Below are 20818 nucleotides of genomic sequence, written 5' to 3'. Positions count from 1 at the left end.
GCGCGGGGGCCGGGCGGGCACAGTGGCCGGGTGAAGCTGCTGATCTTGGGTGGGACCGAATTCGCCGGGCGGGCGTACCTGGACGAGGCGCTGGCGCGCGGTTGGGAGGTCAGCCTGTTCAACCGCGGCACGCACCCGGCCCCGGAGGGCGTGACCGCGCTGCGCGGCGACCGCCGGGAGCCGGGCGGGCTGGCGGCGATCGAGCGGGGCGAGTGGGACCTCGTCGTCGACACCTGGTCCTGGGCCCCGTCCGCGGTCCGGGACGCGGCGCGGACCCTGGCCGGCCGGGCGGGCGGGTACGTGTACGTCTCCAGCCGCTCGGTGTACGCCTTCCCGGCCGGGGCGGGGACCGGCGAGGACGCGCCCGTGGTGGACGGGTCGCCCGACGCCGGTGACGCCGACGGGTACGCGCAGGCCAAGCGCGGCGGCGAGCTGGCCGCCCTGGAGAGTTTCGGCGACCGGGCGCTGCTGGTGCGCGCGGGCCTGATCATCGGCCCGTACGAGAACGTGGGGCGCCTGCCGTGGTGGCTGCGGCGGATCGCGCGGGGCGGCCCGTTCCTCGCCCCCGGTCCGCGTGAGGGCGGGGTCCAGTACGTCGACGTCCGGGACATGGCCGGGTGGAGCCTCGACGCCGCCGCGGCGGGCCTCGGCGGCGCCTACGACGTGGTGGGCCCGCCTGGCGCGGTGACCATGGAGGACGTGCTCGGCGCGTGCGTGGCCGTCACCGGCGCGGACGCCGAACCGCGCTGGGTCCCGCCGGAACGGATCATCGAGGCGGGCGTGAAGCCCTGGACGGACCTGCCGATGTGGCTGCCGCCGGGAGAGACGCACGAGGCCCTGCACCAGGCGAACGTGTCGAAAGCGCTCGCGGCCGGGCTCGAATGCCGCCCGTTGATCGACACCGTGGCCGACACCTGGGCGTGGTTGCGCGATATCGGCGGCGAGCCCCCGCAGCGTCCCGACCGGCCCGTCGTCGGTCTCGACCCGCGGATCGAGGCGTCGCTCATCTGATTCGCCGCACCGGGAGGCCCCTCACGGTGAGGCCGCCCCCGCGGGGTAGGGAAGGACCATGGGCGGCATGACGCCATGGACCTCGGACCGGCCGCTGCGCTCCCCGTTCGGCCTGCCCCTGGGGCTCCGCGGGCGGCTGGCCGGGTTGTTCATGTGGTGGACCAACCCGCAGGGGGACCTCTTCGAGCTGCTCAACGTCCGGCCGGGGGAGCGGGTGCTGGAGATCGGGTACGGGCCCGGCCGCCTGATCGGGCTGCTCGCCGCCTCCCCGGCGGGGCGGGTCTGCGGGGTCGACCCGTCCCCGCAGATGCGGGCGTTCGCCGCCCGGCGCAACCGCGGGCAGGTCGCCGCCGGGCGGGTCGACCTGCGCGTCGGCACGGCCGAGAGCACCGGGTTCCCCGACGCCGAGTTCCACTGCGTGGTGTCGGTGAACAACGTGGGGCTGTGGCCGCGCCTGGAGGCCGGGATCGCCGAGATGTACCGGGTGACGCGGCCCGGCGGGCGGGTGCTGATCGCCTGGCACGGCGGGACCGGCCGTTCCCCCATCGCGCGGAGGCTGGCGATGCCCGAGGAACGGCTCGGCCGGGTCGAGCGGGCCCTCGGCGCCGCCTTCTCCGACGTCACGCGCCGTGAGATTCCCCATCTGACGCTCTTCGAAGCCGTCCGCTGAACCGCCTCCTCGCGTAGAGAGGCGGAATTCTCGGTTTCCCTCCGTGTTCGGGTCACACGACACAAACGGTCGCCGCCGCCGTACCTACCGTTCAGGTAGAGCCGATCGATCCGGGGAGATCGGCGGTGACGGCGGGACCGGAGAGCCGGACCCGCGGAGAGGAGCACCGATGTTCATCGTGATGATCGTGATCGGGCTCATCGGATTGCTGGCCTCGCTGGTCTACCTGGCCGAGTTCGCCCGCGCGAGCCGGGGGGACGCACTGTTCCTCCCGGCGTCCACCGGGAGCGCGCGGCGGGCGCGCCGCGTGAGCGGGATGTACATCCGCGGCACCATGGCCGAGATGGACCTCCGCGGCGCCGGCGACCGGCTCGTCGATCACTGAGCGCCCGGGGGCCGTCCGCGCCGGACGGCCCCCGGCCCGCCTCAGCGGAACGCGCGGGTGCCGTCCTCGGGGGCCTCGTCCGGAACGGGGACGAAGGTCTCCCTGGCGGGATCCAGGACGTGCACGTTGGCGGTCTCCAGATCGAGATAGAGACCCACCAGTTCGACCTCGCCGGCCTCCACCCGCTCCCGCAGCCAGGGATAGGTGAGCAGGTTGTCGAGCTGCTGCATCACGTTGATCTGGCAGAGCCGGGTGAGGGGCGGGTCCTCGCCCGGGTCGGCGGCCAGGAACCGGGCCAGGCTGTGGTTGCCGTGCTTGAGCCAGCGCGACAGGGACCTCAGATGGCCGACCTCGGAACCCCCGGCCAGCAGCGCCGCCATGGCGCCGCAGTTGGAGTGGCCGCACACCGTGATGGTGCGGATGCCGAGGACGTTGGTCGCGTACTCCACGGTCGCGGCCACCGAGTCGTCGTGGGTACGGGATCCGTAGCGCGGGATCAGGTTGCCGACGTTCCGGTTGATGAACAGGTCGCCCGGTCCGCTGGCCGTGATGATGTTGGGCACCACCCGCGAGTCCACGCAGGTGATGAACAGATGCTCGGGTTTCTGCTCGAAGGCCAGCTCGGCCATGATGGGCCGGACCAGCGGCGCCGTACGGCCGTGGTACTCGCGGACGCCCGCGAGCAGCAGCGCGCTGGGCGACACGTCCGGCGCGTCCAGTTCGGGAACTTCATGCCGCCGTCGGCGATTCGCCCATGGAGCCCACCAGCGGGCAGGCGGGGATGACTTGCGCGGCGGTGACATATCTCCGGTCACCGCTCTTTCATACCAAGACTCGTGAATCTCGTCGATGTCGACCCTCCCTCCAAGGCGTTCGTGGGCGCGGCGCCACTCGTGGATGGCCTCGAAGGCCGCGTGGTCCATGAAGTCCACGTTCAGGTCCAGATCGACGGCCGCCCCGCCCGGGACCTGCCGCAGGACCGTGGTCACCTTCGGCACTCCGAGGAAGGTCAGCGTCCCCTCGACGACCACGTGCCACCGGCCGCCCGGCGGCGGATCACCGGAACCGGCGGCGGTCTCCGCGGGCGCGGGCGCGGGCACGGTGCCCGCCGCGCCGGGCCCGGGAAGCGTGAGGGTGCCCGAGGACACCGGCGGGCCGTCGGCGTGGGTCAGCACGCCCGTGGCCGCCGCGCCCCCGGCGTCCGGTGCGGTCGGCACGGCCTCCTCGACCCGTACGGTGAGGCGGGTCAGCCTGCGCAGGGCCAGCACCGCCATGACGCCGATGCCCAGCAGCACCCCCTCGCCCAGCCCGAGGAACACCACGCCCAGCAGGGTGGCGAAGTACGCCGTGGCCTCCCGGTGGTGGCGCAGGTCGCGCACCCGGGCGGTGTCGATCATCTTCACGCCCAGCGCGACCAGCAGCGCCGCCAGCGCGGCCAGCGGCACCTGCTCGATGACCGGGCCGCACGACATCGCCAGCACCAGTACCCACACCCCGTGCAGCACCGTGGACCTCCGGGTGCGGGCGCCCGCCTCCACGTTGGCCGAGCTGCGGACGATCACCCCGGCGACGGGCAGGCCGCCCAGCAACCCGGAGACGGTGTTGCCCGCGCCCTGGCCGATCAGCTCCCGATCGAGGTCGGCGCGCGGCACCCCGGCGGGGCGCCTCCGGTCGATCGCCACGCTGCACAGCAGGGACTCCACCGCCGCCACCACCGCGATCGCCACCACCGCGCCGACCACCTCGGGCAGCGGGCCCCGCGGCAGCGCGGGCGGATGCCACGCGGACAGCAGCGTCTCGGGCAGGTCGACCCGCGGGGCGTCCCACGCCAGCAGCCACGCGACCAGGGTGGCCAGCGCGATCGCGGGCAGCGGCCCGGGGATCCAGCGGACCACCGCCGCGACCGGCCCGCCCGCCCTGCTCAGCCGCGGCCACAGCAGCAGGACGGCGATGGTCAGCAGGCCGAGCAGCGTCGCGTGGGAATGCGAGGACGACAGCTGCCCCGGCAGATCCCGCAGATTGATCAGCGCGGAGTGCTGCGGGCTGCCGCCGAGGACCACGTGCAACTGCGCCAGGACCAGGACCACGCCGACCCCCGCGAGCATGCCGTGCACCACGGCCGGCGACACCGCCAGCGCCGTACGGGCCACCCGGCACGCGCCCAGGAGAAGCTGTACGAGCCCGCCGAGCAGGGTGATCGTGCAGGTGGCCCGCCACCCGTAGGTCTGGACGAGATCGGCGACGATGACGGTGAGGCCGGCGGCCGGGCCGCTGACCTGCAACGGCGAGCCTCCGGCCAGCCCGGCCACGATGCCGCCCACGATGGCGGCGATCAGGCCGGCCGCCATCGGCGCGCCGGAGGCCACCGCGATCCCCAGCGACAGCGGGATGGCGACCAGGAAGACCACGAACGAGGCGAGCAGGTCGTGGCGCCAGGTCGATACGACAAGTAGTTTCTTCATCACCTAGCGTATGCAACCACGGCGGTCCGCCGGTTCGTCGTGATGACACAGGTCGCCTGCCCGCGCGAGACGGACAGGTGAGACCCGCAGGTGAGACCGGCAGTGACCGGCACTGTGAGGAGATGACACGAGGCGGGGCCCACCCCTGTCAGGGTGGGCCCCGCCTCGTGGTCGTGCTCGTGCTCGCCGCGGGCCGCCGGTCAGCGGCGGTAGTCGCGGTGGTTCTCCCAGTCGTCCGGCTGCCGGTTGGGGTCGGTGTTGCCGTTGGGGTAGGAGGACCCGTACGTCCCGCCGGTGTCACTGGGCGACGACCCCTGGGGACCCGGGGCGCCCGGGGCTCCGGGGTAGCCGCCCTGGCCGCCGCCCTGCGAGCCGTAGTAGCCGCCGCCGTACGCCTGGGTGGCGTTCGGGTCGCCGCCGTAGGCCTGCGTGGCGCCGGGGTCGCCGTAGGGCGGCGAGCCGCCCGGACCCGATCCCAGGCCGCCGCCCGAGCCGGTGTCGGACTCGGTGCCGCCGTTGTAGCTGCTGCCGCTGAAGTCGCCGTAACGGCCGGCCTCGCTCCCGGACCCCGAGCCCAGGCCCGAGCCGGAGTCGCCGAACGACCCGTAGGAGTCGCGGCCGGTGTTGAGCGGGTCGTCGTAGCGCGGCGAGTCGCCGTAGGCCGGGGCGGTCGGGTAACCGTCGCTCTGCCCGCCCTGGCCGGAGCCGCCGTACCCGGAGGTGGACCCGGGAAGCCCTGAGAGCCCCGGAGCGGACCCCGCGGTGTCGCCGCCATAGCCCGAGCCGCCCGACCCGGGCGGAGGCGACCACGGGCCCGTGGACCCGGTCGACCCCCCGGAGCCGTACGAGGGCGAGGGCGAGGACGAGGACCCCAGCGGGTCGCTCAGCGGGTCGTTCAGCGAGCCGCCGCCGTACGAGCCGCCCGAGTCCGGGAGCCCCGAGCCGGAGCCCGGGTCGCCGCCCGGCCCCGTCGAGCGCTGCCGGTCGTGCTGGATGCGCTGGAGCAGCTCGTCCACGGTCGGCAGCTTGTGGCCGTCGGTGTCGGCCGGCGGGCCGCCGTAGCCGCCGGACGCGGCCGGGACCGCGGGCTCGGCCGGTCGGGGAGGCTCGGCGGGACGGGGCGGCTCGGCGTGGGAGCCGAGCCCGGAGTCGCCGTAGCCGCGGCCCGGCTGCTCGTCGGCGCGGCCGAGTGGAAGGCCGAGGGGGTCGGAGTTGCGCGGGTCCCCGAACGCGTCGGGCCGCGAGGACGAGGGGGGCGGGCCCGCGGCCGCGCCCGTCCGGCCGCCCAGCGGGTCACCGGTCCCGCCCGTGTCGGACGGCGAGGGGGAGGGGGAGGACGGAAGGTAGGAGGACAGGTCGCTCCCGCCGTAGGACGGCTGGTCGAGCCCCGGCCCGGAACCGTAGGACGGCTCCGGGGAGCCGTAGTCCGGCGACCGGTAGTCGGAGCCGCCGCCGTAGGAGCCCTGCGAACCGGTGCCCGGGGACTGCCCGAGCGGGTCGGCCGACAGCGGGTCGCCCGCGGTCGCGCCGGGGTCGCCGCCGTACGGGCCGCCGAGGCCGTGGTCGCCGCCGTACGGCGAGGACGGCTGGGGCGCCGCGGGCGGCGGCGGGGAGCCCGGAGGCGGCGGGAAGGGGGAGGAGGGCTGCTGCGATCCCAGCGGCTGGGGGCCGGTCGAGCCGTAGTCGCCCTGGCCGTAGTCGGCGGGACCGTAGTCGCTCTGGCCGTAGTCGGCGGGGCCGTAGTCGCCACCGGCGGGCCCGGCCGCGGCGGCGAGGCCGCCGTGCGCACCGGTGCCCTGGCCTCCTTGACCGCCCTGGCCGCCCGGTCCGCCGGGAACGCCGGGAGCGCCGAGCGGGCCGGTGCCGCCGAACTGGCCGGGCATGTCGCCCATCGAGACCGGCTGCGTCAGCATCGGCTCGGCGGGCGCGGGCGGTTCGGGGCGCTGGGCGTGCATCGGGTCCCCCTGCGCGTGCATGGGGTGCTCGTGCACGGGCTCGCCGGGCATCGGCTCACCGGGCATGGCGTCGTCGCCGCGCGCGTTCAGCGGGTCGGCGGCGGGGTCGGGCATGTCCTCCTGCGCCTTGTCGTGCTGCCAGGGGAACTTGGGCTTGTCGAACGTGATGGTGGCCCAGTAGTCGTCGTCCTCCATCTCGTCACTGCCCGATCCGCTGGGGGCGGGCGGTGCCGGGGCGGGGGTCGGCGCGGAGAGCGGGCCAGGGCCCGGGCCCGGGCCGCCGGCGACGCGGCGGTCGTACTCCTGGTCGGGCTGGCCGCCGGGACCGTAGGAGCCGTCCTCGTAGCCGCCGTCGTAGGGCTCCTCGTAGCCGCCGCCCTCGTATCCGGGGCCGTAGCCGTCGTCGGCCACCTCCTCCGGGGGCGGGGCGGACCGGCGCCCGCGCGGCGCCTTCTCGTCGGCCATCCAGTCATCGTCGTCGTCACGTCCGGCGCGGCTGGCCCGCAGGCCCAAGGCCACCAGGACGACCACCAGGACCACGACCACAATGAGGCCGAAGACCACGATCATAGAAGTCATGCCACCACCCAATGCCTTGGTCCGGCGAGAGACGCCAGCGCGGCCCCCGGGATCGTCCCGATTATCGCCAGCGGCCGGGGTTCGACGGATCTAAACCGAGTCTCGCCGACCGCTATGACCGTTGTCACACCTTTCGCGCACATCTACCCTCACACGGCGCGCACCGATTGGCCAACCCGGCGCATCCGCCCGAACCGGCCCATCCGTACGCCCCTTTCGGTTTCCAGCCCCCCGAGGGGTCCGCCCTGACCTGGCGCCCGGTGACGACCCCGTCCCGTGGCCGCCCGGTCAACGCGACTAGTTGCTCCCGAAGTTCCCGGTGATCCGGCCCCGTCCCACCGTGTGCTTGGCGATGGCGCCCAGGGATTCCTTCAGTGGCGCACCGTTGCGGAACGGAACCTCGGTGTCCAGCGCGTAGATGGTGAAGCGGAACCGGTGCCGCTCGCCCTCGGGCGGGCACGGCGGGGTGTAGCCCACCTTCTCGCTGGTGTTCAGCCCTTCGACGGTCTTGGGCAACCGGGCGCCTTCGACCAGTTGCTGCGTGGTTCCGTCGATGCCGGCGATCACCCAGTGGACGTGCGCGCCCGTGGCGGCGTCCGGGTCGTCCATGACGATCGCGAACGACCGGGTGCCCGCGGGGGTGCCCGACCACCGCAGCGGCGGGGTGGCGCCGACGCCGCCAGGGTACTTCGTGCAGCCGTACCGCGTGGGCAAGTCGCGCCCATCGCGGAAGACCGGGCTGGTCACGGTGAACCACTCCGACAGTTCGGCGCTGCTGGTCTGCGGTTGGCCGATCAGCCCGCAGCCGCTGAGGACCAGGGCGCCGGCGAGCGCGAGGGCGCCCGCCGCGGCCGGGATCGGACGCCGGTCTTTGCTCATCATCGCTACGCTCCCCGAGGCGAGATCGTACGCCGCGCTCGGCCGGATTCCCTTCGTCTGGGCGGTCGTCGTGGTGGCGCGCACCTCCCGGTCGGCGCCTCCTCCCCGTCCGCCCCACCTTAGAGGTTCGCCGCCCTGGGCACCGGCCATTCCCGGCGGCGGGTCACACCGCCGCGAAGCTTCCACATCGGCACTGTGACGTTAATCATGCGACGTATGGTGGCTAGAGTCCGATTCATTGCGAAGGAGTGGCGTATTTCACTCGGAAGCAGCGGTCCATCTTGCCGGACTGAGAAGTTTTACTGTTCTTCCTTGGTGGTCGATTGGTGTTCGGCGGGGTCCATGGGGTAGCTTGTGAATGTCTTCACAAGCCGACCGTGACTTAGGAGGCCGCAATGGCCAGGACCGCCGAGGGCACCCCTGGCGCTCCCCACGTCCTCATCGTGGGTGGCGGCTACGTGGGCATGTACACGGCACTGCGACTGCAGAAGAAGCTCCGCCGCGAGCTCAAGCGCGACGAAGTCAAGATCACCATCGTCGACCCCAACTCGTACATGACGTACCAGCCGTTCCTGCCCGAGGCCGCAGCGGGGAACGTCTCGCCCCGGCACGTCGTCGCCCCGCTGCGCCGGGTGCTGCCGCGCTGCACCGTGCGCAACGCCAAGGTGACCGAGCTGAACCACGGCGAGCGATGGGCCATCGTGCAGCCGCTGGCCGGGCCGCCGGAGCGGATCTCCTACGACTACCTGGTCATGGCCGCCGGATCGGTGTCGCGCACGCTGCCGATCCCGGGCCTGGCCGAGCACGGCATCGGCTTCAAGACCATCGGTGAGGCCATCCACCTGCGCAACCACGTGCTGGCCCAGCTGGAGATCGCCGAGTCCACCGACGACGAGGAGATCCGCCGCAAGGCGCTCACCTTCGTGTTCGTCGGCGGCGGCTTCGCCGGCGTGGAGGCGCTGGCCGAGCTGGAGGACATGGCCCGCGGCGCGGTCAAGTACATGCGCAAGGTCACCGCCGAGGACCTGCGGTTCGTCCTCATCGAGGCCGCCGACCGCATCCTGCCCGAGGTCGGCCCCGAGATGGGCAGGTGGACCGCCGAGCAGCTGCGCGGGCGCGGGATCGACGTCAAGCTCAAGACGTACCTGCAGTCCGCTGTGGGCGGCGTCATCGAGTGCTCGGACGGCAGCGAGTTCCCGGCCGGCACCCTGGTGTGGACCGCGGGCGTCAAGGCGTCCCCGGTGGTGCGCAACTCCGACCTCCCGCTGAACGAGCGGGGTCAGGTCAAGGCCACCGAGTACCTCACCGTCGAAGGCGCCGTGCGGGCGTTCACCGCCGGCGACAACGCCGCGGTGCCCGACCTCACCCAGGAGGGCATGTACTGCGCCCCGAACGCGCAGCACGCCGTCCGCCAGGCCAAGGTCCTCGCCGACAACCTGGTGCGCTCGCTGCGGGGCAAGTCCCTCAAGCCGTACGTGCACAACAGCGTGGGTTCGGTGGCCGGCCTCGGCCTGCACAAGGGCGTGGCCAACACCTACGGGTTCAAGGTCAAGGGCTTCCCCGCCTGGCTGATGCACCGCACGTACCACGTGTCCCGGGTGCCGACCTTCAACCGCAAGGTCCGGGTGCTCGCCGACTGGACGCTCGCGCTGTTCTTCAAGCGCGAGACCGTCTCGCTGGGCAGCATCGAGCAGCCGCGCGCCGATTTCGAGCTGGCCGCCATGGCCGACGTCAAGGCCAAGGAGAGGGCGGCCTGACCCGTCCGCCCCGGCGGAATTCCGTATGCGACGCCCCGACGGTCCATGGGATCGTCGGGGCGTCGCATTCGGCGTGAAACGAACGGGGTCGTGAGGGGTGGGGGACAATCGACGGGTGCGGATCCGGATCCTGGGGCCACTGGAAGCGGCCGTGGAGGGCCGTCCCCTCGAGGTCGGGGGCGCGCGGCTGCGGGCTCTGCTGACCCTGCTGGCCCTGGACGCGGGGCGCATGCTCCCCGCCGAGCGCATCATCGACGACCTCTGGGAGGATCGAGCGCCCGCCACCGCGCCCAACGCGCTCCAGTCCCTGGTCTCCCGGCTGCGGTCGGTGATCGGGCGGGAGCGGGTCGAGTCGCGGCCCGGGGCGTACCGGCTGGTGGTGCCGCGCGAGGCGGTGGACGCCCACGAGTTCGAGGCCCGGGTGCTCGCCGCGCGCCGGGCGGCCGGGCCCGGCGCGCGGTCGGCGGAGCTGCGGGCCGCCCTCGCGCTCTGGCGCGGCGCGGCGCTCGCCGACACGGCCGGGCTGCCGTTCGCCGAAGGGCCCGCCGCCCGGCTGGAGGGCCTGCGCCGCGCGGCCCTGGACGAGCGGATCGACGCCGACCTGGAGCTGGGCCGCCACGCCGAGCTGATCCCGGAACTGCGGGCGATGGCCGTCGCCGAGCCCCTGCGCGAGCCCTTGCGGGCCCGGCTGATCCGCGCGCTGTACGGGGCCGGCGGGCAGGCCGAGGCGCTGGCGGAGTACGAGTCGGTGAAGGGCGTGCTCGCCGAGGCGCTGGGAGTGAGCCCGTCCCCTGAGCTGGAGGCGCTTCACCTTGCCGTCCTGCGCCAGGATCCCGCGCTCCTTCCCGCCGCGGTCCCCGGGCCCGGCCGGGCGGGGTCCCGCCCGTTCGAGGACGCCGCCGACCCGTCCGACCCGCCCGACCCGTCCAACCCGTCCAACCCGTCCAACCCGTCCGACCCGTCCGACTCGTTCGGGCCGTCCCGGCCCGCGAGGCGCGCGGGGGACGGCGGGGACGGCGTGCCAGGCAACCTGAGGGCCCGTCTCACCAGCTTCATCGGCCGCGACGACGACCTCGAACGGGTACGGCGGATCCTGGCGGAGCAGCGCCTGCTCACCCTGACCGGGCCGGGCGGCGCGGGCAAGACCCGGCTGTCCCTGGAGGCGGCCGAACGGCAGCGCGACCTGATGCCCGACGGTGTCTGGGTGGTCGAGCTGGCCCCGGTCACCGATCCCGACGAGGTGCCCCTGGCCGCCCTCGCGGCGCTCGGGCTGCGCGAGACCATGCTGGTCCCGGCGGGCTACCGGCGGATCGTGGTCGCCGAGTCGGCCGATCCCCTGGACCGGCTGGCCGCCGCGCTGGCGGGCAAGCGGCTGCTGCTGGTGCTGGACAACTGCGAGCACCTGCTCGACGCGGCGGCCCGGCTGGCCGACCGGGTACTGGCCGGCTGCCCCGGCGTGCGGGTGCTGGCGACCAGCCGCGAGCCGCTCGGCATCACCGGCGAGACGCTCTGGCCGGTCGGGCCGCTGGCGCCGCCGCCCCCGGACGCCGGGGCGGCCGAGGCCGTGACCTACGACTCGGTGCGGCTGCTCGCGGACCGGGCGGCGGCGGTCTCGCCGGGGTTCGCGGTGACCGAGGACAACGTCGGACCGGTCGTGCGGATCTGCCGCGCCCTGGACGGCATGCCGCTGGCGACCGAGCTGGCCGCGGTGCGGCTGCGCGCCATGACGCCCGAGCAGATGGCCGCCCGCCTGGGCGACCGGTTCCGGCTGCTGGGCCGCGGCAGCCGTACGGCGCTTCCCCGCCACCAGACGCTGCGGGCCGTCGTGGGGTGGAGCTGGGACTTGCTGGACGAGGCCGAGCAGGCGCTGTGGCGGCGGCTGGCGGTCTTCGCCGGCGGCGCCACCGTGGACGCCGCCGAACGGGTCTGCGCCGGGCCCGAGCTCGACCCGGCCGACGTCCTGGACACCCTCACCGCGCTGGTCGACAAGTCACTGGTCGTCGTCACCGAGGACGGCGGGCCCGGCCAGGACGGCGGGAACGGCGGAGCCGGCGGTGCCCGGCTCCCGCGCTACCGGATGCTGGAGACCATCCGCGCGTACGGGATGGAATGCCTGGTGGACGCGGGGGAGGAGGAACGGGTACGGCGGGCGCACGCCGAGTACTTCGCCGAGCTGGCCCAGACCGCCGAACCCCGCCTGTTCCGCCATGACCAGCTGTTCTGGGTGGGGCGGCTGAGGGCCGAGCACGACAACTTGCACGCGGGGCTGCGCTGGGCGATGGCCGCCGGTGACGCGCCCCTGGCGGCGCGGTTCTGCTCCGCGCTCGGCTGGTACTGGTTCCTGCGGGGCGCGAGCAGCGAGGTGGCGGAGTACTACCGGGAGGTCCTGGCGATGCCCGGCCTTCCCGAGGACCACACCACCGCGAGCGCGTTCGCGCTGGGGATCCTGCACGTCTTCGATGGCCCGTGGACGAACAGCGAGAGCGGGGGATGGGCGCAGCGGGCCCGGGCCATCTGCGACGCGATCGACGGCGAGCCGTCCCACCCCGTGCTGCGCATGATGCTCGGGACGATCGAGCTGTACCTCGGGGGATGGAACGAGCGGGCGCAGGAGCTCGTCAGGCCGCTCCTGGACGACCCGGACCCCTGGGTCCGGGGGATCGCGCACTTCGCCCACGGGCAGATCGCCGTCAACTTCGGCCGCGTGAAGGAGGTGGACGAGGACTTCGCCCTCGCCATGAACGCCTTCCGGGAGGCGGGGGACCGCTGGGGCCTGGCCTTCGCGCTCACCGCGCAGGCCGAGGTCCTCGTCTGGCGGGGCGAGCACCGCCGGTCGGCCGGCCTGTACGAGGAGGCGTTGCGGATCAGCGCGCCGCTCGGCAACGGCCAGGGCATGTTCATCCACACCCGCGCCCTGCTGGCGCACGCGCTGTTCCTGGACGGGGAGCGGGACCGGGCCGTGCGCACCCTGGACTCGGCCTTCCGGGACGCCGAGCGGCTGGCGGCCAAAGAGATCACGGTGATGCTGGAGCACCTGTACGCCGAGTTCGCCCGGCACGCGGGCGACGTCGCCGAGGCGGCCCGTCGCCTGGGACGGGCCGAGCGGCTGTCCGCGGACCTTCACCTCCCACCCCAGTTCCGCGCCATGGTCACGGTCTCCCGGGCGCATCTGGAGATCCCGGAGGGCGACCCCGAGACCATCCGCCGGAGCCTGGACGAGGCCCTGGCCTCGGTCCTGCCCTTGCTGGACCGCCCGAGCATGGCCCAGATCCTGGTCGCCCACGCCGACCTCGCCCGGTACGAGGGCGACCCGGAGCGCGCCGCCCTGCTGCTCGGCGCCGCCCGGAACCTGCGCGGCATCACCGACCTGTCCCGCCCGGAGGCGGCGGAGATCGAGGAGGCCGCGCGCCGGGCCCTCGGCGACGGCGCCTTCGAGGCCGCCTACCGGCGCGGCCGGGCCAAGACGTTCGACGACGTCCTGGCCGACTTCGGCCTGGAACGCCCGGAGGCCCCCACCCCCGGCCCCGCGGCCGGCCCCTAGAGGGGCCGCGGAGCCGGGCGTCCGGCGGGTCCGACCGGTCGGATCGGTCGGATCAGGCGCGCTGCTTGAAGGCGCGCAGGGACAGGGGGGCGAACACCAGCGAGATCGCCGCCCCCCAGAGCAGCGCGATCAGCGCGTGCTCCATGACCGGCCCGCCGACCAGCAGGCCGCGCATCGCCTCGACCAGGTGGGTCACCGGGCTGTTGTCCATCAGCCAGGCCACCCCGCCGGGGATCCGGTCGGTGCTCGGGATGAACGCGGTGCTGAGGAAGCTCAGCGGGAAGATCACCACGAAGCCGAAGATCTGCACCTTCTCCGGCTCGTTCACCTTCATCGCGATGAAGACCGACGTCCAGGAGAACAGCACCGCGAAGCTCAGCAGCAGGAGGAACGCGGTGACCAGCGCCAGCGGGCCGGTCTCGATCCGGAAACCGATCGCGAACCCCACCGCGAGCAGGACCACCATGGACCACGCCTGCTTGGTGGTGTCGGCGATGATCCGGCCGGCCAGCGGGGCGGTGCGCGAGATCGGCAGGCTGCGGAACCGGTCGAACACGCCCTTGGTGATGTCGGTGTTGAGGCCGAACCCGGTGCTCATCCCGGCGAACAGCGCGTTCTGCGCGATGATCCCCGGGATCACCACCGGCAGGTACGCCTCGACGCTGCCGGCCATCGACGGGCCGAACACGTAGGCGAACAGCAGCACGAACATGATCGGCTGGATGCTGAGGTCCAGCAGTTCCATCGGGTTGTGCTTGATCTGCACCAGGTTGCGCCAGGCCAGGGTGCCGATGTTGCGTGCGGCGGTGCCCGGCGACACCCGCCGGGACAGTTGCTGCGGCGCCGGTGCCGCGATTCCTGGCGCGCTCACGCCGTCTCTCCCTTTCGTCCGCGCGGCGCCGGGCGGCGCCGCGTTCCGTTCGTGCCGCCCGTCATACGGGGGCCCCTTCCTTGGTCCCGGCCTCGGCGGACTCGCCGGCCTCGGCCTCGACCTCGTCGGTGTGGTGGCCGGTGAGGGCGAAGAAGACCTCGTCCAGGCTGGACTTGCGCAGCGACAGCTCGGCGAGGGTGACCCCCGCCTCGTCCAGCCGGCGGACCGCGGCCGGCATGATCGCCGGATCGGTGATCGGCACCGAGACCAGGCCGTCGCGGACGTCCGGAGCGGTCCCGGCCAGGTCTGCGACGATCCGCCGTACGGTCACGTTGTCGGCCTCGTGCACCGCGCGGACGTCCAGCACCTGGCCGCCGACCTGGGCCTTGAGGGCGTCGGAGGTGCCGTGCGCGATGACCCGGCCGCGGTCGATCACCACGATGTCGTCGGCCAGCTGGTCGGCCTCCTCCAGGTACTGCGTGGTCAGCAGCACCGTGACGCCGTCGTCGGTCAGCCCGCGCACGATGTCCCACAGGCCGTTGCGGCTGCGCGGGTCGAGGCCGGTGGTGGGCTCGTCCAGGAACAGGATCTGCGGCCGTCCGACCAGGCTGGCGGCCAGGTCGAGGCGGCGGCGCATCCCGCCCGAGTAGGTCTTGGCGGGCCGCTCGGCGGCCTCGGTGAGCTGGAAGCGCTCCAGCAGCTCGGCGGCGCGGGCCCGGGACCGCGACCTGGACAGGCCGAGCAGCCGCCCGATCAGGATGAGGTTCTCGGTGCCCGTCAGCATCTCGTCCACACCGGCGTACTGGCCGGTGAGGCCGATCAGCTGCCGCACCAGGTGGGCCTCCTTGACCACGTCGTGACCGCCGACCCGGGCGCTGCCCGCCGTGGGCTCGATCAGTGTCGCCAGGACGCGGGTGGCGGTGGTCTTGCCCGCGCCGTTGGGGCCGAGCACGCCCAGGACCGTCCCCGTCTCGGCGGTGAACGAGACCCCGGCCAGCGCCTGGGTCGTACCGAAGCGCTTCTCCAGGCCCTCCGCCTGGATGGCATAGGTCATGTGATCTCCAAGGGTGTGGTGAACCGGGCGTCCCCTTGCCCGGAAGGGCGTTCCGCACCGACCCTGCGGGTGTGCGGAACACCGTGCGTCCAGTTTCGCCGCCCGTGCTGGCAGTCGGCTGACAGCACGCTGATTCCTTTCCCACTCTCGCATCCGGCACTGACAGAACCCTGAGACCGCATGCGCACAGAACCCTGAGACCACGTGCGCACAAGGGAGACGCGACCGGAAAGTGCGCGCCGGACGCGGGCGCTCCGGCGGTCCGCGAAGCGGCGCCGCGCTCGCCCGGGCCGGTGAGGCGCGAGCCGGGACTTGGGAGAACGGCCTAGACTCGTGACCGTGACGGCGGTGCGGCCCACCCATCGACCCGACGGCGGGGCGCCGCACCCGCCGCGGTTGAGGCCGCCCGCGCACCGGGTGTCGCCCCGCGCGATCGCCCACTGGGCGCTCGAGGCGGCCCTGCTGTGGGGCCTGGGCCTCGGCCTGGCCTGGGGCGTGGCCGCCTGGATCGACGGGGCGGGCTGGACGGGCGTGCCCGGCTGGCTGGAGACCCGCGTCTGGTCGCTGCCCGCCCTGACGGGCGTGGTGGGCCTGCTCATGGTCGCCGTCGCCCCGGTGTGGCGGTACCGGGTGCACCGCTGGGAGGTCAGCGCCGATGTGGTCTACACCCGCACGGGCTGGTTCAGCCGCGAATGGCTGCTGATCCCGGTGAGCCGCATCCAGACCGTCGACACCCGGCAGGGGTGGATCGAGCGGCTGCTGGCCCTGGCCACCATCAAGATCAATACCGCCTCGCACACCGGCTCCTCGGAGGTCTCCGGGCTGCCGGTCGCGGTGGCCACCCGGCTCGCGGAGGACCTGGCCCACCGGGCGCACGACCTCCGCGACGACGCGACGTGAGCGTCCGCGCCGCCCTGCCGCCGCGCAACGCGGTGCGGATCGCGCGGCTCCATCCGATGACGTTCGTCGTCGGCGCCACCCGCGAGCTGGCGGCGCTGCTGGCGGCCGGCGCGACGGGCCTGGTGGTGGGCGGGCTGTCCACCGCGTTCTACTTCGCCCTGGCCGGCCTCGCGGTCGGCCTGGTCGTCCACGTGGTCACCTGGGCCACGTTCACCTACGCCCTGTACGAGGACCGCATCGAGCTGCGGCGGGCCCTGGTCGGGCGGTCGGTGAAGACCATCCCGCGCGACCGGATCCGCGGCGTGGACATCAGCGCCACGGTCCCGCACCGGATGCTGCGCCTGGCCATCGTGCACATCGACGCCGGGGCCGACGGGGGCGAGGGGGAGCTGAACGCGGTCTCCCGGCAGGAGGCCGAACGGCTGCGCGACGTCCTGCTCGGCCGGGCCGGGCCCGAGCCGCGGCGCGAGCTGGCCCGGATGCCGCCGCGCTGGTTCGTGTACGCCCCGCTCAGCGGCGCCTACCTGCTCACCCCCTTCGCGCTGGCGGGCAGCCTGCTGGGGACGCTCTACAACCTGAGCGACGACCTCGGCCTGGTCACCCAGGAGCGGCTGGCCGCGCTCGGGCACGACCTGGTCGGCCTGCCCACGCCCGTCGTGATCGGGCTGGTCGTGCTGGCCCTGCTGGCGATGCCGGTGATGTCGACGCTGGCCTTCGCCGCGTTCAACTGGGACTTCCGGCTGTACGCGCGGGACGGGTCGGTGGTGGCCGAACGCGGGCTGATCACCCGCCGTGACGTCTCGCTGGAACGCCGCCGGGTCCGCGGGGTGGAGCTGTCGGACAACCCGTTCGAGCGGCTCGCCAAGGTGGTCCGGCTCGGCGCCCTGGTCACGGGGCTGGGTGACGCGGTGCAGCGGGGCCGGCTCTTCCCGGCCGCGCCGCGCGCGATCGCGATGGACGTGGCGGGCCGGGTCCTCGGCACCGTACCGGGACCGCTGGTGCCGCACCCGCCCGCCGCGCGCGGCCGGCGGATCGTCCGCGCGGTCGCGCCCCCGCTCGGGGCGGGGGCGCTCGCCCTCCTGGCCGGGCAGCCCCTGGTCCTGTACGGGTGCCTGGTGGCGGCGGTGCTCGCCGTGCCGCTCGGGCTGGACCGCTACCGGCAGCTGGGGCACGCCACCGACGGGATCCGGCTCTCGGTGCGGTCGGGGTCGCTGCGCCGCCGCCAGGTCGTGGTCGACCATGCCGCCGTGGTCGGCTGGCGCGTCCGCCAGACGCTCTTCCAGCGGCGGCTCGGCCTGGCCACGCTCTTCGTCGCGGTGGGCGCGGGGGAGGGCGGCTACCCGTCCGTGGACATGGCCGAGGAGGACGCCGTGGCGTTCGCCGCCGGGATCACGCCCGCCTGGGTCCGGCCGTTCCTGGCCGGGGACGCGGCGCCCGCGGTGGCGCCTACGCCCGGGGACGCGGCGCCTACGCCCGGGGACGCGGCGCCCGCACCCGGGAACTGAGCGGGCCGCGCCCGGCCGCCTCGTCCGGGGCCGCGGCTCAGTCGGGGCGGCGGGCGCCGAACATGATCTCGTCCCAGGACGGGACGGAGGCGCGCTTGCCCTTGGCCTTGCGGCGGTTGCGCGCGGGCCGCTGCGGCCCGGCCGGGGCGTCGCCCGCCGCCGCGGCGGGCGAGCCGGCCGGCTTGTCGACCGGAGCCGGGGGCATGGACGGGCGTGCCGGGGCCTTCTTCTTCGCCGGTGCGCGGGCGGCCTCCCGGTGCGGGGACCGCTGCGGCTTGGGGGCGGGCTGCGCGGTCTCCCGCCCGGCCGGGTCCTCGTTCACCTGCGGCGGGACCTCGTCGGCCGCCGTCCGCCCGGCGGCGGCGCCGGCCTCGGCCGGTGCCTCCTCCTTCGCCGCGGGTTCACCGGCGGGCTGCTCGGCCGGCTCCTGGGCCGGCTCCTCGGCGGGGCCCTCCTGCCGTGCCTCTTCGGCGGCGGGGGCCTCGCCCTCGCCCTCGCCCTCGCCCTCGCTCTCGTCCTCGTTCTCGGTGCCGGTCTCGGTCCGGGCCGCGTCCTCGGCCGCGTCCTCGGCGGGTGAGGTCTCGTCGGCGACCTCGTCCTCCGGCCCGGCGGGGGTCTCCGGCGCCTCGGCGGCGGCCTCCCCGCCCTCGGGCTCGGGTGCGTCGTCCTGCGAGGCCGCCGCGCCGGTCCCGGCGGGCTGCTCGGCGGTGTCCTGGGCCTCGGCCGCTCCGGTGCCCTGCTCGCCGCCCGGTGCGGTCTCCGGCGCCTCGGCGGCGTCCCCGGCGGTGTCCTCCGCCGGTTCCGCGGTCGCGGCCTCGGCGGCGGGCTCGGCGGCGTCCGCCGGCGCGGAGGCGTCGGCGGTACGGTCCTCGGTGTCGCCCCCCGGGAGCTCCTCCGCCTCGAGGGCCGGCTCCTCCGGCGGCTCCTGGGAGGTCTCCTGGACGGGCCGGGCGGCCGGTCGCGAGGCGAGCGGCGGCTCGCGGTCCTGGGCGGCCGGCAGCGGGCGCGGCTCGGCGAAGCGGCCCCGTTCGACGATGTACTCGCGCCTGGGCTCGGCGGCGCGCAGCGGCGGCTCCTGCCTCAGGTCGGCCGGCCGCTCGCCGCCCGCCTCCGGCTCGAAGCCGATGCCGCGCGCCGGCGGGACGGCCAGGTCACGGCTGTCGGAGACGACCTTCATGGAGGGCCGCCGCGGCACCAGCGGCGTGACGGTGTCGCCCAGCGCTTCGTCGTCCCACTCCACGGCGGTCAGCCGCGCGGCGACCTCGTCCAGCGGGGAGACATGGCGGCGGCGCGGCTCGAAGACCCACTCGGCGGCGTGCGGGCGGCCGTTGTCGAAGAAGGACAGGCGGACCCGCCAGGTGCCGTCCTCGCACTTCCAGGCGTCCCATTCGGCCTCTTCGAGGTCGACCCCGCCGCGGCCGAGGCGTTCCTCGACCGTCTCGCCCAGGGGAGGGCCCGGCGTGGACTCGCCGGGCCGGCGCACCGGGACCCGCTGCGCCTGCTGGGCCATGTACTCGCGTTCCTGCAGGACCGGGCCCTCGAACCAGCGGACGCGTTCCACCGGGATGCCGGCCGATTCGGCGATCTCCTCGGCGGTCTCGCCGGCCCGGATCCGGGCCTGGATCTCCTTGGGGCGCAAGGGACTCTCCACTTCGATCTCGAACTGGCCGAGGCGGGAGAAGTGCCCACGGACCGCTGCGCGCAGCCGATCGTCGACGGGCAGGGTGAACCGGGTGCCTCGGCCCGCGGTGGCCAGGACGAGGTACGTACCGTCCTCGCTGACCGCGACGAGGCGCAGCTCCTGCATGCGTGTCCTTCCTGCCCTTCCCGACGGCACCGGAGGGTGCCGAACCGCCCGCGCGGCCCCGAGCCCCCAACGCGCGGGCTCGTGCCGGCAGGTCGTTCGGTGCCCACCGAGGGCGCATGCGTGTCCTTCCCCCGGGTTCCCGAGTCTCTCTTTCGGACACACCTGCTGCCAGCACCGTACCCGGCATGTCCGAACATCGCCGCTCTCGAAACCCTCTTCACGAGGCCGAAGAGGGCACTGAGCAAGCTTGCCGTCGCCGGGGTCCGCCGGGGGTCGCCCTACCCGTTCCTTGTGGAACCTTTTCCACACTGTGCCCGAAGGGGCGATGACGCTCCAGGGTTTCACCGTGCGGAGCGTCACGCGGGCGCCAGGAACATCGTGATGATGCCGATAGTTCCGGTGAGGAGGTCTTGTTCTGGTCGACCGAAACGGGGGAAAGAGGCGATGCGGCGCAAGGTGCCTGATCTGAGCGCCACGCAGCTGGCCGCCGGCGGGCTGGCCACGCTGGCCGCCGCTGTGGGGGCGTCCTTCCTGGGGGTCTACGGGACCATCCTCGGCGCCGCCTTCATGAGCGTCGCCTCGACGGCGGGCGCCGCGGTCTGCAAGCACTTCCTCGACCGGGGCAGGGAGCAGATCAAGGATCGGGCGCACGGGCACGGGACCCTGCGTGCCGGCGCCCGCGACGAGGCCCTCGCGGGCCACGCCGCGGCCGAGGCCACCAGCGCGGACCCGACCCGTACGATCGTCCTGCCCGGCGGCGACCCCGGCGCCACCCGCCTGGACCTTCCCCTGCCACCACCCCGTCACGGTGACCCGAACGTGACCAGGGTCGACCGTACGCCCGCCGAGAGCGTGGCCGACGAGCTGGAGGCGGCGGCGGGCGGTCCCGCGGCCGTCGAACGTTCCGTGCGCCGGGCGGCCCGGCGGGACGCGCTCGGCGACACACTGCGCTGGGCCAGGCGGCGGTGGGCCCTCCTGGCGGTCTCGTCGGCCGCCGTCTTCGCGGTCGTCATGGCGGGGATCACGGTGATGGAGAAGATCACCGACCGGCCCGCGTCCGGCTGGGTCGGGGCCAACGACGGCAAGGGGACGACCTGGGGCAACCTCGGGGACGGGTCCGGCGGCCGTCGCACGCCCGCGCCCTCCCCGGAGGGAACGCGCGAGCCGCCGCAGCCGAGCGGGACGCCCACGCCCGCTCCCGGGACCACCGCCCCGGCGGGTCCGGACGGGACCCCCGCCCCGGTTCCCACCTCCGGTGGCTCCGGCGCGCCCGAGCCGGGAGGGCCGACGCAGGCGCCGACGTCCGGGCCGACATCCCCGGCGCCGGAGCCCACCGGTCCCACGGCGCCCGGCGGAGGCTCGGGCGGTGAGCAGGACGGCGGCGGCACGGGGTCCACCGGAGCGCCTCCGGGCTGACCGGGCCTCCGGGCTGACCGGGCCTC

The 20818-nt window shown here is 74.6% G+C and carries 14 protein-coding genes; 8 read left to right on the top strand and 6 right to left on the bottom strand.

What is annotated here, in order from left to right:
* The first annotated feature begins 30 nt into the window (after positions 1-30).
* The 3 genes from IW256_RS26465 to IW256_RS26455 all read left to right on the top strand — a co-directional run bounded on the left by IW256_RS26465 (position 31) and on the right by IW256_RS26455 (position 2066).
* Complete coding sequence (locus IW256_RS26465) at positions 31-1011, top strand: NAD-dependent epimerase/dehydratase family protein (RefSeq protein ID WP_197013533.1); 981 nt, start codon at positions 31-33, stop codon at positions 1009-1011.
* Between the two features lie 67 nt (positions 1012-1078).
* On the top strand, positions 1079-1681 hold the full coding sequence (locus tag IW256_RS26460; protein WP_197013532.1) for a class I SAM-dependent methyltransferase: 603 nt from the start codon (positions 1079-1081) through the stop codon (positions 1679-1681).
* A 169-nt stretch (positions 1682-1850) separates the two neighbouring features.
* A complete protein-coding gene (locus tag IW256_RS26455; RefSeq protein WP_197013531.1) occupies positions 1851-2066 on the top strand; it encodes a hypothetical protein in 216 nt (71 codons plus the stop codon).
* 41 nt (positions 2067-2107) lie between these two features.
* On the opposite strand, the gene IW256_RS41480 is transcribed toward IW256_RS26455, so the two are convergent.
* From IW256_RS41480 to IW256_RS26440, 3 genes are all read right to left on the bottom strand, one after another.
* On the bottom strand, positions 2108-4528 hold the full coding sequence (locus IW256_RS41480; protein WP_231403936.1) for a SulP family inorganic anion transporter: 2421 nt from the start codon (positions 4526-4528) through the stop codon (positions 2108-2110).
* 200 nt (positions 4529-4728) lie between these two features.
* Positions 4729-7062: a hypothetical protein gene (locus IW256_RS26445; protein WP_197013530.1), complete on the bottom strand. Its 2334-nt coding sequence runs from the start codon at positions 7060-7062 to the stop codon at positions 4729-4731.
* A gap of 297 nt (positions 7063-7359) precedes the next feature.
* Complete coding sequence (locus IW256_RS26440; protein ID WP_231403935.1) at positions 7360-7944, bottom strand: YbhB/YbcL family Raf kinase inhibitor-like protein; 585 nt, start codon at positions 7942-7944, stop codon at positions 7360-7362.
* A 392-nt stretch (positions 7945-8336) separates the two neighbouring features.
* Between IW256_RS26440 and IW256_RS26435 the strand changes: the two genes are divergently transcribed.
* Together IW256_RS26435 and IW256_RS26430 are read left to right on the top strand one after the other, a co-directional pair.
* Positions 8337-9698, top strand: a complete 1362-nt coding sequence (locus IW256_RS26435; protein WP_197013529.1) for an NAD(P)/FAD-dependent oxidoreductase — start codon at positions 8337-8339, stop codon at positions 9696-9698.
* 115 nt (positions 9699-9813) lie between these two features.
* The gene (locus IW256_RS26430) at positions 9814-13239 is read left to right on the top strand and encodes an AfsR/SARP family transcriptional regulator (RefSeq protein ID WP_197013528.1); all 3426 of its coding nucleotides are present in this window, start codon (positions 9814-9816) and stop codon (positions 13237-13239) included.
* 52 nt (positions 13240-13291) lie between these two features.
* Here IW256_RS26430 and IW256_RS26425 read toward each other — a convergent pair whose 3' ends face one another.
* Together IW256_RS26425 and IW256_RS26420 are read right to left on the bottom strand one after the other, a co-directional pair.
* On the bottom strand, positions 13292-14110 hold the full coding sequence (locus tag IW256_RS26425; protein WP_307829100.1) for an ABC transporter permease: 819 nt from the start codon (positions 14108-14110) through the stop codon (positions 13292-13294).
* 61 nt (positions 14111-14171) lie between these two features.
* Positions 14172-15164 (bottom strand): ATP-binding cassette domain-containing protein, encoded by a 993-nt coding sequence (locus IW256_RS26420; RefSeq protein ID WP_197013527.1) that lies wholly within the window; start codon positions 15162-15164, stop codon positions 14172-14174.
* A 339-nt stretch (positions 15165-15503) separates the two neighbouring features.
* On the opposite strand from IW256_RS26420, the gene IW256_RS26415 reads away from it, so the two are divergent.
* Together IW256_RS26415 and IW256_RS26410 are read left to right on the top strand one after the other, a co-directional pair.
* A complete protein-coding gene (locus tag IW256_RS26415) occupies positions 15504-16064 on the top strand; it encodes a PH domain-containing protein (protein WP_307829098.1) in 561 nt (186 codons plus the stop codon).
* The gene (locus tag IW256_RS26410; RefSeq protein WP_307829097.1) at positions 16061-17569 is read left to right on the top strand and encodes a PH domain-containing protein; all 1509 of its coding nucleotides are present in this window, start codon (positions 16061-16063) and stop codon (positions 17567-17569) included. Before IW256_RS26415 ends, IW256_RS26410 begins: the two co-directional genes overlap by 4 nt.
* Positions 17570-17606: 37 nt before the next feature.
* Here IW256_RS26410 and sepH read toward each other — a convergent pair whose 3' ends face one another.
* Complete coding sequence (gene sepH, locus IW256_RS26405) at positions 17607-19376, bottom strand: septation protein SepH (protein WP_197013526.1); 1770 nt, start codon at positions 19374-19376, stop codon at positions 17607-17609.
* Positions 19377-19820: 444 nt separating this feature from the next.
* On the opposite strand from sepH, the gene IW256_RS26400 reads away from it, so the two are divergent.
* Positions 19821-20792, top strand: a complete 972-nt coding sequence (locus IW256_RS26400) for a hypothetical protein (RefSeq protein WP_197013525.1) — start codon at positions 19821-19823, stop codon at positions 20790-20792.
* The last annotated feature ends 26 nt before the right edge of the window (positions 20793-20818 follow it).

The organism is Actinomadura viridis, from assembly GCF_015751755.1.
Taxonomy (GTDB): Bacteria; Actinomycetota; Actinomycetes; order Streptosporangiales; family Streptosporangiaceae; genus Spirillospora; species Spirillospora viridis.
This window is presented reverse-complemented; position numbering and strand designations above follow the sequence as displayed.

Bases quoted from the DNA above. Each gene is read 5' to 3' on its own strand.
- IW256_RS26420 (WP_197013527.1), bottom strand. From the start codon at position 15,164: ATGACCTATGCCATCCAGGCGGAGGGCCTGGAGAAGCGCTTCGGTACG.
- IW256_RS26400 (WP_197013525.1), top strand. From the start codon at position 19,821: ATGCGGCGCAAGGTGCCTGATCTGAGCGCCACGCAGCTGGCCGCCGGC.
- IW256_RS26455 (WP_197013531.1), top strand. From the start codon at position 1,851: ATGTTCATCGTGATGATCGTGATCGGGCTCATCGGATTGCTGGCCTCG.
- IW256_RS26460 (WP_197013532.1), top strand. From the start codon at position 1,079: ATGACGCCATGGACCTCGGACCGGCCGCTGCGCTCCCCGTTCGGCCTG.
- IW256_RS26445 (WP_197013530.1), bottom strand. From the start codon at position 7,062: ATGACTTCTATGATCGTGGTCTTCGGCCTCATTGTGGTCGTGGTCCTG.
- sepH (WP_197013526.1), bottom strand. From the start codon at position 19,376: ATGCAGGAGCTGCGCCTCGTCGCGGTCAGCGAGGACGGTACGTACCTC.
- IW256_RS26440 (WP_231403935.1), bottom strand. From the start codon at position 7,944: ATGATGAGCAAAGACCGGCGTCCGATCCCGGCCGCGGCGGGCGCCCTC.
- IW256_RS41480 (WP_231403936.1), bottom strand. From the start codon at position 4,528: ATGAAGAAACTACTTGTCGTATCGACCTGGCGCCACGACCTGCTCGCC.
- IW256_RS26435 (WP_197013529.1), top strand. From the start codon at position 8,337: ATGGCCAGGACCGCCGAGGGCACCCCTGGCGCTCCCCACGTCCTCATC.